The organism is Ewingella allii (assembly GCF_044430645.1).
GTDB lineage: Bacteria > Pseudomonadota > Gammaproteobacteria > Enterobacterales > Enterobacteriaceae > Ewingella > Ewingella allii.
In genome coordinates this window covers 241,742-255,507 of the sequence record NZ_JAWUDN010000004.1, presented here as the reverse complement: position 1 = coordinate 255,507, position 13,766 = coordinate 241,742, and the positions used below count along the sequence as shown (strand labels likewise).

The window sequence follows — 13,766 nt, the reverse complement described above, 5'->3', positions numbered from 1 at the left end:
AAAACGTCTGAGTAATATTCAATCGTGCATACAATGGCGATGTTGGCTATCATGTTGCCCCCATTTTCCAAGGCTGTGAATACTCAGGAGAAGATTGCACAATGTCCCAGAATCCGTCACAGAAATTGTCCGAAAAAGAAATGTGGTTTGAGACGCTGCACGCCAACTTTGGCCAATATTTTCGCGTCGAAAAAGAGCTGTATCGCGATAAAACCGAGCATCAGGATCTGATCATTTTCGAAAACGCCGAGTTGGGCCGCGTGATGGCGCTCGACGGCGTGGTGCAAACCACCGAGCGGGATGAGTTCATCTATCACGAGATGATGGCCCACGTGCCGATTCTGGCTCACGGTAAGGCTAAGAAAGTGCTGATTATCGGCGGCGGCGACGGCGGAATGCTGCGCGAAGTGTGCCGTCATACGCAGGTTGAGTCTGTCACCATGGTAGAAATTGATGCCGGCGTGGTGGAGTTCTGCCGTCAGTATCTGCCGAACCACAATGCCGGTGCCTATGACGATCCGCGCTTTAACTTGGTGATCGACGACGGGGTGAAGTTCGTCAATCAGACCAGCGAAACCTTTGATGTGATCATCTCAGATTGCACCGATCCTATTGGTCCCGGAGAAAGCCTGTTTACCTCAGAGTTTTACCAAGGCTGCGAGCGCTGTCTGAATCCGGGCGGCATTTTCGTGGCGCAAAACGGCGTCTGCTTCTTACAGCAGGATGAAGCCGTTAATAGCCACCAGAAGCTGAGTCACTACTTTAGCGACGTCAGTTTTTACCAAGCGGCGATCCCGACCTATTACGGCGGCATCATGACTTTCGCCTGGGCCACCAACAGCCCGGAGCATCGCCAGCTCGACGCTAAGACTCTGCAAGCACGCTTCGACGCCGCAGACATTGCCTGCCGTTATTACAATCCGGCAATCCATTATGGCAGCTTTGCCCTGCCGCAATATCTACTGAATGCCCTGTCAGCCTCGCGCTGATCCGGCATCCATGAGGGGGTGAACTAAATTGCAAAAACTGAAACTGCATGGTTTCAATAACCTGACAAAAAGCCTGAGTTTTTGTATCTACGATATCTGTTATGCCAAAACGGCTGACGATCGTGACGGCTATATTGCCTACATCGACAAAGAATATAACGCGAACCGTTTGACGGAAATTCTCACCGAAACTTGCTCCATCATCGGTGCCAATATCCTCAACGTCGCGCGGCAGGACTATGAGCCACAGGGCGCCAGCGTCACGATTTTAGTGAGCGAAGAGCCAATGGACCCACGCGACGTGGATACCACCGAGCACCCTGGCCCGCTGCCAAACTCCGTGGTGGCGCATCTCGATAAAAGCCATATCTGCGTGCATACCTATCCAGAAAGCCACCCTGAAGGCGGCCTTTGCACTTTCCGCGCCGATATTGAAGTCTCCACCTGTGGCGTTATCTCGCCACTCAAGGCGCTGAACTACCTTATTCACCAGCTGGAATCTGACATTGTCACCATTGATTATCGCGTGCGCGGCTTCACTCGCGACATTAATGGCGTCAAACATTACATCGACCACTCGATCAACTCGATTCAGAACTTCATGTCGAAGGATATGAAGGCGCTGTATGACATGATGGATGTGAACGTGTATCAGGAAAATATATTCCACACCAAAATGATGCTGAAAGAGTTCGACCTTAAACATTATCTTTTCAATGCCAAGCCCGACCAATTAAGCGCGGCAGAGCATAAAGAAATTACCGACCTGCTGTATAAAGAGATGCAGGAAATTTATTACGGTCGCAATATCCCTTCGCTGTAAGATTTTTTAGCCGAACAGAGGTTAATAAGACGTTAATAAATGGCGGGCATCACATGTCCGCCATTTTAATTTGACTTAACTCCACGCTCAGCTACATTTAATTCTTATAGAAATCCCCGCTTCTACCTAAAAAATTCACTAAAGCTGTTTTTTACATTACCTTAAGTCAAATTGATCAGAAAATGATCCGCGTATTAAGTCAAATTTAAAGAATATAAAAAGATAACTAACTCAACTAGTTAACCATAAAGACTTTAAATTTAACTTAATACCTCTGTATTGATCTTATTTTGACCAAAAATGAATAGAGCCTGTTTTACCCACCTTATCCTGCGTTAGCATCCCCCCGCTGTTTTTAAAATCACCGCTCTCCTTCACCGACACAAAGAAATAATAAAATGACAATCTGTAAATTAAAGACCGTTGCCACCTTATTGGTATCGAGCTCTTTATTGGTTTCCGGGGTTTCCCGGGCCGGGGAAAGTTTGTTCAGCAGCAATACCGATGGAACACGCCACTATGTCAGTTATGGGGCGGAATATTATAAATGGGATGAAACCGTCGCTAACCAAGACGGCAAATACGTTGCAGAACATGGTCCTCGCCTGCGAGTAAACTTTGGCGCCAATAACTATCTCGATGCCCCAAGTGGCTTATTAAAAGCCTGGGACATGAGCCTGATGTTTGGCATCGTCAATTATCAGGGCAGCACGCTAGATGATAGCGCCAACGTGCCCGATGGCTCGTTAAAAGGCAAAACCACCTATACCGGCTACAGCGCGGATATCACGCGCGGTTACCGTTATCGCGCCTCGGACAGCATTTCTTTTGATGCCAAAGGGGCGCTGGGCGGGCAATTCTGGCTGCGCAATATTCGTTCCGACGATGTTTATATTGCCTCAGAGAATCGCACCCGCCAATTTAGTGCGCTGGAAGTCACGCTCCAGCCTTACGCCAAAGCTTCTCTTGGCGCAAACTGGCAGATGACCAGCGAGTCGCGCCTCAGTTTGGAAGGCGGCGCGCTATATCCGATTAAGACCTGGACCCACAGCAATCAGGGCGGTGTCTGGCTTGAGCCGAAATCTCGCCTGTCGCCGTTCACCAGCCTGACGTGGAATATCAACAAAGACCTGTTTGTGAAAGCGTCCTATATTCACCAGAAATACGGTAAATCGGACGACAAACAGGGCCAGCTCGACGGTCAGAATGTCGGCTACTATCAGCCAGCCACCACCACCTCGACGCTGGGCTTAGAGGTCGGTTACTACTTCTGATCCCCGCCTTTCACTCCCCTTCATCATGAATTGCTGTTGATGAAGGGGATTGAGATTCTTCAGGTTTGCTTAGCCGCGGCAATCGCTTATCTTGGATATCCCTTTCTCTGACTCAGACCGAATCCATGGATCGTTTTGCGACGCTTTTTGGTGTTATTGCCATTGTATTGTGGAGCATGAGCGTTGCTCTGACCCGCAGTCTGGCCGAAGCCCTTGGGCCATTTGGCGCGGCAGCCTCTATTTATACCGTGAGTGGAATTATGGTGTGGATGGCCAGCGGGCGGCCGACGCTGCGCGGGCAATCTGCGGCTTATCTGATTATTTGCGGCCTGCTGTTCGTTTTCTATATGGTGTCGTTTTCGCTGGCGATTGGTCTGGCCCATAGCCGCCAGCAAACCTTAGAACTTGGCCTGATTAACTACTTGTGGCCCAGCCTGACTCTGCTGTTCGCCGTGCCGTTGCTGAAATTAAAGGTGCGTTGGTGGATGTGGCCGGGCGCGGTGTTAGCCTTTGTTGGCGTGCTGTGGGCCATTAGCGGCGGGCACGGTTTGGATATCCACCAGCTGATGCGCAATGTGCGCAGCAACCCGGTGGCTTATGCGCTGGCGCTTGGCGCAGCAGTGTCTTGGGCGCTCTATTCCAATCTGGTGCGGATATTTAGTAAAGGGGCTGGGGTGTTGCCGCTGTTCTTGCTGGCAACCGGCGCGGTGCTGTGGGCGCTCTACTTCAACTACTCTTCTACCCGAATCAGAATGACCTGGCCGGCCGTCACTGAGTTACTGGTGATGGGCGCGATCACCGCGATTTCCTATCAGTGCTGGGACATCGCGATGAAAAAAGGTAATGCCACGCTGGTGGCGGCCCTCTCCTATTTCACGCCGTTATCGGCTATTTTCATCGCGGGGCTGTGGCTACATACCCTGCCGGGAGCCAGTTTCTGGCCGGGCGTCGGCATGGTGGTGGCGGGGTCGCTGCTATGCTGGAGCGCCTCGCGCGGCAAGTAACGGCTTACCGGTAGATGGTGATAAAAGAACGGTACTTCTCGAGGACTTGCAGAAAGTCCTCGACGCCGCAAAACGCCAGACTCTCTTCATCATAATAGCTCATGCCCTCTTCCATCTCGTCGCCCTCGAATCCTAACTGGTTGGCGCGGATCATCACTTCATCGTCGGCCAGCAGCAGGGTGTACTCATGGCCTTCAATCTGGCACTGGCGCTCGCTACCTTTCAGCTCGGCGAGGGCAGCTTCGACTTTATCCAACACGCTCAAGTCGCCTTTAACTTCTTCGTTCAGCCAGTGGCCCAGAACCTCATGCCCCATTGAAAAACGAACTTTGACCTCACCGGTGATATCACGCAAAAAATCGTAGTCCATGGTTGAGTCCTCTGAAAAATTCATAACAAAAAGGGGAGCCGAGGCTCCCCTTTCAACAATGGTCAGAATATAACGATTTAGACTGCGGTTTGGAAGATAACGCCGTCAGCTTTGTCAGTATATTCGCTCAGCTTGTCGAAGTTCAGATAACGGTAGGTGTCTACCGCTGTCTTGTCCACTTCGGCCATATAGCCTAAATACTCTTCCGGCGTTGGCAAGCGACCCAGCAGGGAAGCCACCGCGGCCAGCTCTGCCGAGGCCAGATAGACGTTTGCGCCATTGCCTAGACGGTTCGGGAAGTTACGGGTAGAGGTTGAAACCACGGTCGAGCCGTCGGCCACGCGTGCCTGGTTACCCATGCACAGTGAACAGCCAGGGATTTCAACACGCGCACCGCTCTTACCGAAGACGCTGTAATAGCCCTCTTCTGTCAGCTGAGCCGCATCCATTTTGGTCGGTGGAGCAACCCACAGACGAGTCGGCAACGCGCCTTTATGGCTGTCGAGCAGTTTACCTGCTGCGCGGAAGTGACCGATGTTGGTCATGCAAGAACCGATGAACACTTCATCAATTTTGCTGTTCTGCACAGAGGAAAGCAGACGAGCGTCGTCCGGATCGTTTGGCGCACAAAGGATTGGCTCTTTGATCTCAGCCAGATCGATTTCAATCACTGCCGCGTATTCCGCGTCAGCATCGGCTTCGAGCAGGTTTGGATTCGCCAGCCACTCTTCCATGCCTTTGATGCGGCGCTCGATGGTACGACGATCGCCGTAACCTTCAGAGATCATCCACTTCAACAGCACGATGTTAGAGCTCAGGTACTCTTTGATCGGTGCCTGATCCAGTTTGATCGTACAACCCGCCGCTGAACGCTCTGCGGACGCATCCGCCAGTTCAAAGGCTTGTTCGACTTTCAGCTCTGGCAGACCTTCGATTTCCAGAATACGGCCGGAGAACAGGTTCTTCTTACCTTTCTTCTCAACGGTCAGGTGACCTTCTTGAATTGCGTAGTAAGGGATTGCATGAACCAGATCACGCAGGGTGATACCCGGTTGCATCTTACCTTTGAAACGCACCAGAACGGATTCTGGCATATCAAGAGGCATCACGCCGGTTGCTGCCGCAAAGGCCACCAGCCCGGAACCCGCCGGGAAGGAAATGCCGATTGGGAAGCGAGTGTGTGAGTCGCCGCCGGTGCCGACGGTGTCTGGCAACAGCATGCGGTTCAGCCATGAGTGGATGATACCGTCACCCGGGCGCAGTGAAACACCGCCGCGGTTCATGATGAAGTCAGGCAGAGTGTGGTGAGTCGTGACGTCAACCGGCTTAGGATAAGCGGCGGTATGACAGAAAGACTGCATCACTAAATCAGCCGAGAAGCCCAAGCAGGCCAGGTCTTTCAGCTCATCACGGGTCATTGGACCTGTGGTGTCCTGAGAGCCTACGGAGGTCATCTTAGGTTCGCAGTATTCACCAGGACGAATCCCGGCAACGCCACAGGCGCGGCCAACCATTTTCTGTGCCAGTGAGAAGCCCTTGTTGCTCTTAGCAACTGGCTTAGCGATACGGAACACGTCGCTCGCAGGCAGTTTCAGAGACTCACGGGCTTTGGTGGTTAAGCCACGGCCGATGATCAATGGAATACGGCCACCGGCGCGAACTTCGTCCAGCAAGACGTCAGTTTTCAGCTCAAACTTAGCAATCACTTCGCCAGTGTCGTGGTTACGCACTTCGCCAAGGTACGGGAAGATGTCGATAACATCGCCCATGTTCAGGTCAGATACGTCCACTTCGATTGGCAGCGCGCCCGCATCTTCCATGGTGTTGAAGAAGATAGGTGCGATTTTGCCGCCCAGCACCACACCGCCGCCGCGCTTGTTCGGCACGAATGGGATGTCGTCGCCCATGAACCACAACACGGAGTTGGTTGCAGATTTACGGGAAGAGCCGGTACCGACTACGTCACCCACGTAAGCCAGCGGGAAGCCTTTTTTGTTCAGTTCTTCGATCTGTTTAATTGGACCTACGCTGCCCGGCGCGTCAGGCACGATGCCTTCGCGTTCGTTTTTCAGCATAGCCAGCGCGTGCAGAGGGATATCTGGACGGGACCAGGCATCCGGAGCAGGCGACAAATCGTCGGTATTGGTTTCGCCCGTGACTTTGAAAACGGTAACGGTGATTTTCTCGGCCAGCTTTGGACGAGACAGGTACCATTCCGCATCAGCCCAGGACTGAAGAATCTTTTTCGCGTGCTCATTGCCTGCCTGCGCTTTCTCTTCCACATCGTAGAAGTTGTCGAACATCAGCAGAGTATGGGACAGCGCTTTAGCCGCGATAGGTGCCAGTTTGGCATCTTCCAGTGCGTCGATCAGCGGGTGAATGTTGTAGCCGCCCTGCATGGTGCCCAGCAGTTCAATGGCTTTTTCAGGGGTAACCAACGGGGAGGTTGTTTCGCCTTTGGCGACGGCAGCCAGGAATCCGGCTTTAACATAGGCGGCTTCATCAACGCCTGGCGGTACACGATTAATCAGCAGGTCTAACAGAGTGTCTTCTTCGCCTTTCGGCGGATTTTTCAGTGACTCAACCAACGCTGCCATCTGTGAAGCATCAAGTGGCTTAGGGACGATGCCCTCTGCAGCACGCTCGGCTACGTGCTTACGGTATTCTTCTAGCACGACTTTCTCCTCGCTCTCATTGTCATTTATTATGCCTGGCTTCCATCATCAGAACGGCGTCATGCCTGTAGGGGCAGGGTTTTTCAATCTTTCTGATGAATCGGGACACTGCGGGTATGTTGATTTCTTTGTCGTCATAACAAGTCCTTGAACCTAAGCACAGTGGCCCTTTGCGCCGAGGCAGCATAGCAGGATTTATCTCGCTTGTTAATTCGTTCACATAAAAGCAACATTAAATCTTTGCTGAATCGTTGAGCGCAGACGGATCGACTGCGCGCCCTCTCGCCGCGCATTAGAACAGCATAATAGGCTTAGATTAACAAGGGATTAAAGGCGGGTTTTGGCAAATAGCGGACATAAAAAACGGCGCCTTTCAGCGCCGTTTGTTCAAACTCTAAAGCTTAAATTATTTCTTTTTCGCTTTAGGGTTCGGCAGGTCAGTGATGCTGCCTTCGTAGATTTCTGCTGCCAGACCCACGGACTCGTGCAGAGTCGGGTGAGCATGGATGGTCAGCGCGATATCTTCTGCATCACAACCCATTTCAATCGCCAGACCGATTTCGCCCAACAGCTCGCCACCGTTAGTACCGACAATAGCACCACCAATTACGCGGTGAGATTCTTTGTCGAAGATCAGTTTGGTCATGCCGTCTGCGCAGTCGGAAGCGATAGCACGGCCAGAAGCAGCCCACGGGAAGGTGGCGGTTTCGTAGCTGATGCCTTTCTCTTTCGCTTCTTTCTCAGTCAGACCGACCCAAGCAACTTCTGGCTCAGTGTAAGCGATGGATGGAATCACTTTCGGATCGAAGTAGTGTTTCTTGCCGGAGATAACTTCGGCAGCCACGTGGCCTTCGTGCACGCCTTTGTGTGCCAGCATTGGCTGACCGACGATGTCGCCGATAGCAAAGATGTGTGGCACGTTGGTGCGCATTTGTTTGTCGACGTGGATGAAACCGCGGTCGTCAACTTCAATGCCTGCTGCGCCAGCTTCCAGCGATTTGCCGTTTGGCACGCGGCCGATTGCCACCAGCACTGCGTCATAACGCTGTGGTTCTGCAGGGGCTTTCTTGCCTTCCATTGTTACGTAGATGCCGTCTTCTTTGGCTTCAACAGCGGTAACTTTGGTTTCCAGCATCAGGTTGAATTGCTTGCTGATTTTCTTGGTAAAGACTTTAACAACGTCTTTGTCAGCCGCAGGGATAACCTGATCGAACATTTCCACTACGTCGATTTTTGAACCCAGCGCGTGGTAAACGGTACCCATTTCCAGACCGATGATACCGCCGCCCATGACCAGCAGACGCTCTGGGACGGTTTTCAGCTCAAGCGCATCCGTTGAGTCCCAAACGCGTGGGTCATCATGTGGAATAAATGGCAGTTTGATTGGACGGGAACCCGCCGCAATGATCGCATTGTCGAAGTTGATGGTGGTAGCACCGTTTTCGCCTTCAACAACCAGAGTGTTCGCGCCAGTAAATTTGCCCAAGCCGTTCACGACTTTGACTTTACGGCCTTTCGCCATACCTGCCAGACCACCGGTCAGCTGGTTGATGACTTTTTCTTTCCAGACACGCACTTTGTCGATGTCGGTTTTCGGCTCGCCGAAAATAATGCCGTGCTCTTCCAAAGCTTTAGCTTCGGAGATGACTTTCGCCACGTGCAACAGGGCTTTGGAAGGGATACAGCCAACGTTCAGACACACGCCACCGAGGGTGGAATAACGTTCAACCAGAACTGTCTCAAGACCTAAATCAGCGCAACGGAAAGCAGCAGAATAGCCCGCAGGGCCCGCCCCAAGTACCACGACCTGAGTTTTAATTTCAGTACTCATCATGACCTCTTAATTGTTTGTCCGGCGGGTCAGACGTCTTTATTTATGTCGTAACGCCCATCGTCCACCGGGTCGTTCTATCGCCCGCAGTTTACAAAATTGTTAACAAATTTGAAACAACAAACGGCATACGATTTGTGCTTTGCTACTGATAATCCCCAACAGCATGGCGAGATTAGCAGAAAAAAGCCGGCCGTTTGGCCGGCTTTTTTGGCTTACATCACCAAGCGGCGAATGTCAGACAACACGTTGTTAATGATGGTAATGAAGCGCGCACCATCCGCACCGTCGATAACACGGTGGTCGAAGGAGAGCGACATTGGCATCATCAGGCGCGGTGTGAACTCTTTACCGTTCCAGACTGGCTCCATTGCGGACTTGGAGACACCGAGGATTGCCACTTCTGGCGCGTTGACGATTGGCGCGAAGTGGGTCGTCCCGATACCACCAAGGCTAGAGATGGTGAAGCAACCGCCCTGCATTTCGCCAGCAGTCAGCTTACCGTCACGCGCTTTCTTGGAGATAGCCATCAGTTCACGGGACAGCTCAGCGATACCTTTCTTGTTCACGTCTTTGAAGACGGGAACAACCAGGCCGTTAGGCGTATCAACCGCAACACCGATATTGATGTATTTTTTCAGCGTCAGCTTCTGACCATCTTCGGACAGAGAACTGTTGAAGCGAGGCATTTGCTCAAGAGCAGCTGCAACGGCTTTCATGATGAAGACCACTGGGGTGAATTTCACATCCAGTTTGCGTTTCGCCGCTTCGTCATTCTGCTGCTTACGGAATGCTTCCAGCTCGGTGATATCGGTTTTGTCGAAGTGCGTAACGTGCGGGATCATCACCCAGTTACGGCTCAGGTTAGCACCAGAGATTTTCTGGATACGACCCAATTCAACTTCTTCGATTTCACCAAACTTGCTGAAGTCGACTTTCGGCCATGGCAGCATGCCCGGCAGACCGCCGCCAGTTGCTGCAGCAGGTGCAGCTTCAGCGCGTTTCACGGCTTCTTTCACGTAAGTCTGCACGTCTTCGCGCAGGATACGGCCCTTACGACCCGTGCCCTTCACTTTCGCCAAATTCACACCGAATTCGCGCGCCAGGCGACGAATAACCGGAGTCGCATGAACGTAAGCGTCGTTCTCAGCGAACTCGCCTTTGCTTTCTGCCTTAGCAGCAGGTGCAGCGGCTTTCTGTTCTTGCTTAGCAGGTGCAGCAGCTTCTTCTTTCTTAGCAGCAGGAGCTGGAGCAGCGCCTTCTACTTCGAAGACCATGATCAGGGAGCCGGTGCTGACTTTGTCGCCCGCAGCGATTTTGATCTCTTTCACGGTACCCGCGAACGGAGCCGGAACTTCCATTGAAGCTTTGTCGCCTTCAACGGTGATCAGAGACTGTTCAGCAGTGACTTTGTCGCCCACTTTAACCATGATTTCAGTGACTTCAACTTCGTCGCCGCCGATATCTGGCACGTTAACTTCTTTGCTGCCCGACGCCGCTGGGGCTGCCGGTGCGGCTTCAGATTTGGCTTCTTCTTTGGCCGGAGCCGCTGAACCAGAACCTGCAACCTCGAACACCATGATCAGAGAGCCGGTGCTGACTTTGTCGCCCGCAGCGATTTTGATCTCTTTCACGGTACCCGCGAACGGAGCCGGAACTTCCATTGAGGCTTTGTCGCCTTCAACGGTGATCAGGGACTGTTCTGCTTCAACTTTGTCGCCAACCTTAACCATGATCTCGGTAACTTCAACTTCGTCACCACCGATGTCCGGTACGCTGACTTCTTTGCTTTCGCTAGAAGCCGCAGCGGCTGGTTTCTCTTCTGCTTTTGGTGCAGCTTTCTCTTCGGCTTTAGCAGGTGCTGCATCAGCAGCACCTTCAGCGGAGTCGAAGATCATGATCAGTTTGCCGGTTTCAACCGAGTCGCCCACTGCCACTTTAATCTCTTTCACAACACCCGCTTGTGGTGAAGGAACTTCCATTGAAGCCTTGTCGCCTTCAACGGTGATCAGCGACTGTTCAGCTTCAACTTTATCGCCGACCTTCACCATAATTTCGGTGACTTCAACTGCATCTGCACCGATATCAGGTACGTTAATTTCAATAGCCATCTGTCTTTACCTCTTATGCCAGACGCGGGTTAACTTTGTCAGCATCGATGCCGAACTTGGTAATGGCTTCAGCCACAACCTTCACATCGATCTCGCCACGTTTGGCCAGTTCGCCCAGCGCAGCAACCACAACGTAGGAAGCATCAATTTCGAAGTGGTGACGCAGGTTTTCGCGGCTGTCAGAACGACCGAAGCCGTCGGTGCCCAGTACGCGGAAATCGCTGGCAGGAACGAAGTTACGGATCTGCTCGGCGAACAGCTTCATGTAGTCAGTAGAAGCCACTACCGGTGCATCGTTCATCACCTGAGCAACATAAGGAACACGCGGTGCCTCAGTTGGGTGCAGCATGTTCCAGCGCTCACAGTCTTGACCATCACGAGCCAGCTCGGTGAAGGAAGTTACGCTATAAACGTCAGAACCTACGCCGTAGTCTTTCGCCAGGATCTGCGCTGCTTCACGTACGTGACGCAGGATAGAACCGGAGCTCATCAGCTGCACTTTGCCTTTGCTACCTTCCACGGTTTCTAACTTGTAGATACCTTTACGGATGCCTTCTTCCGCGCCTTCTGGCATGGCTGGCATGTGGTAGTTTTCGTTCAGCGTAGTGATGTAGTAGTAGATGTTCTCTTGCGCTTCGCCGTACATACGGGTCAGGCCGTCATGCATGATGACTGCAACTTCGTAAGCGTAAGCCGGGTCGTAAGAAATACAGTTAGGGATAGTCAGAGACTGAATGTGGCTGTGACCATCTTCGTGCTGCAAGCCTTCGCCGTTAAGCGTTGTACGACCAGAAGTACCACCGACCAAGAAGCCGCGAGCCTGTTGGTCACCCGCTGCCCAGCACAGGTCGCCGATACGTTGGAAACCGAACATGGAGTAGTAGATGTAGAACGGGATCATTGGCAGATCGTTGGTGCTGTAAGAAGTCGCTGCGGCCAGCCATGAAGATGCGGCGCCCAGTTCGTTGATACCTTCCTGCAGGATCTGACCTTTCTCGTCTTCTTTATAGTAAGCAACCTGCTCACGGTCTTGCGGGGTGTATTGCTGACCGTTCGGGCTGTAAATACCAATCTGACGGAACAGACCTTCCATACCGAAAGTACGCGCTTCATCGGCGATGATCGGTACCAGACGGTCTTTGATAGAGTCGTTTTTCAGCATCACGTTCAGAGCACGCACGAAAGCGATAGTGGTAGAGATCTCTTTCTTCTGCTCTTCAAGCAGCTGAGAGAAGTCTTCCAGTTTCGGCAATTCAAGCTTCTGAGTGAAGTTTGGCAGACGCGTTGGCAGGTAGCCTTTCAGCGCCTGACGACGTTCATGCAGGTACTTGTACTCTGCAGAGTCTTTTTCCAGCTGAATGTATGGCAGTTTTTCCAGGTTTTCATCGGTCACTGGCACGCTGAAACGGTCGCGAATATAACGCACGCCGTCCATGTTCATTTTCTTAACCTGATGAGCGATGTTTTTGCCTTCTGCTGATTCACCCATGCCGTAACCTTTGATGGTGTGAGCAAGGATAACAGTTGGCTGGCCTTTGGTGTTCTGCGCTTTGTTCAGTGCAGCAAAGACTTTCTTCGGATCATGACCACCACGGTTCAGCGCCCAGATCTCGTCGTCGGTCATATCTTTAACCAACTCAGCAGTTTCTGGATAACGACCGAAGAAGTGCTCACGAACGTATTTACCGTCACGAGACTTGAAGGTCTGGTAGTCGCCGTCAACGGTTTCGTTCATCAGTTGGATCAGTTTACCGGAGGTGTCTTTACGCAACAGCGCATCCCAACGGTTGCCCCAAATCACTTTGATCACGTTCCAGCCAGCGCCCGCGAAGATGCCTTCCAGTTCGTTGATGATTTTGCCATTACCAGTAACCGGGCCATCAAGGCGCTGCAGGTTACAGTTAATGATGAAGCACAGGTTGTCCAGCTTCTCACGGGTCGCGATAGTGATCGCACCTTTAGATTCTGGCTCATCCATCTCACCGTCGCCGAGGAACGCGTAAACGCGCTGCGCGGAGGTGTCTTTCAGACCACGGTGTTCAAGATATTTCAGGAACTTCGCCTGATAGATAGCACCGATTGGACCCAGCCCCATAGAAACGGTCGGGAACTGCCAGAATTCAGGCATCAGTTTAGGGTGCGGATAAGAAGAAAGACCTTTACCGTGAACTTCCTGACGGAAATTGTTCATCTGGTCTTCAGTCAGGCGGCCTTCAAGGAAAGCACGCGCGTACACGCCTGGAGAGATGTGGCCTTGGAAGTACACCAAGTCGCCGCCATCGTTCTCATTGCGAGCACGGAAGAAATGGTTGAAGCACACTTCGTAAATAGCTGCTGAAGACTGGAAGGAGGACATGTGGCCGCCGAGATCCAGGTCTTTTTTAGAGGCACGCAGAACGGTCATGATCGCGTTCCAGCGGATAGCAGTACGAATGTTGCGTTCCAGCTCCAGGTTACCCGGATACTCAGGTTCGTCTTCAACAGCGATGGTGTTGACATAGTTACGGCTGGCAGCGCCAGCTGCGACGCTTACGCCGCCCTTACGTGCTTCATTCAGAACCTGATCAAGCAGGAACTGTGCACGCTCAACACCCTCTTCACGGATGACCGATTCGATCGCTTGTAGCCAGTCGCGAGTTTCGATCGGATCCACGTCATTATTTACACGTTCTGACATGGTGCTTTTCCT

General features: G+C 52.2%; 9 protein-coding genes. 4 read left to right on the top strand and 5 right to left on the bottom strand.

Annotated features, from left to right (window positions below; all coding sequences use genetic code 11):
• The first annotated feature begins 125 nt into the window (after positions 1-125).
• From speE to yddG, 4 genes are all read left to right on the top strand, one after another.
• The gene (gene speE / locus SBO83_RS11865; RefSeq protein WP_396131712.1) at positions 126-989 is read left to right on the top strand and encodes a polyamine aminopropyltransferase; all 864 of its coding nucleotides are present in this window, start codon (positions 126-128) and stop codon (positions 987-989) included.
• A 28-nt stretch (positions 990-1,017) separates the two neighbouring features.
• Positions 1,018-1,812, top strand: a complete 795-nt coding sequence (gene speD / locus SBO83_RS11860) for an adenosylmethionine decarboxylase (RefSeq protein ID WP_353501016.1) — start codon at positions 1,018-1,020, stop codon at positions 1,810-1,812.
• Positions 1,813-2,297: 485 nt separating this feature from the next.
• Positions 2,298-3,086: a hypothetical protein gene (locus SBO83_RS11855; RefSeq protein ID WP_396131641.1), complete on the top strand. Its 789-nt coding sequence runs from the start codon at positions 2,298-2,300 to the stop codon at positions 3,084-3,086.
• Between the two features lie 125 nt (positions 3,087-3,211).
• Positions 3,212-4,090 (top strand): aromatic amino acid DMT transporter YddG, encoded by an 879-nt coding sequence (yddG, locus tag SBO83_RS11850; RefSeq protein ID WP_353501014.1) that lies wholly within the window; start codon positions 3,212-3,214, stop codon positions 4,088-4,090.
• Between the two features lie 4 nt (positions 4,091-4,094).
• Here the strand turns inward: yddG and yacL are convergent, their stop codons facing one another.
• From yacL to aceE, 5 genes are all read right to left on the bottom strand, one after another.
• Positions 4,095-4,460 carry a protein YacL gene (yacL, locus tag SBO83_RS11845; protein ID WP_396131640.1) on the bottom strand — a complete coding sequence of 122 codons (366 nt, stop codon included), beginning with the start codon at positions 4,458-4,460 and terminating at the stop codon, positions 4,095-4,097.
• Positions 4,461-4,537: 77 nt separating this feature from the next.
• Entirely contained in the window at positions 4,538-7,135 is a 2,598-nt protein-coding gene (gene acnB, locus SBO83_RS11840) for a bifunctional aconitate hydratase 2/2-methylisocitrate dehydratase (RefSeq protein ID WP_396131639.1), read from the bottom strand.
• Positions 7,136-7,541: 406 nt separating this feature from the next.
• Positions 7,542-8,966: a dihydrolipoyl dehydrogenase gene (gene lpdA, locus SBO83_RS11835; RefSeq protein ID WP_353503897.1), complete on the bottom strand. Its 1,425-nt coding sequence runs from the start codon at positions 8,964-8,966 to the stop codon at positions 7,542-7,544.
• A gap of 215 nt (positions 8,967-9,181) precedes the next feature.
• Positions 9,182-11,077, bottom strand: a complete 1,896-nt coding sequence (gene aceF / locus SBO83_RS11830; RefSeq protein WP_185688562.1) for a pyruvate dehydrogenase complex dihydrolipoyllysine-residue acetyltransferase — start codon at positions 11,075-11,077, stop codon at positions 9,182-9,184.
• A 13-nt stretch (positions 11,078-11,090) separates the two neighbouring features.
• A complete protein-coding gene (gene aceE, locus SBO83_RS11825; RefSeq protein ID WP_353501011.1) occupies positions 11,091-13,754 on the bottom strand; it encodes a pyruvate dehydrogenase (acetyl-transferring), homodimeric type in 2,664 nt (887 codons plus the stop codon).
• Positions 13,755-13,766: the final 12 nt, after the last annotated feature.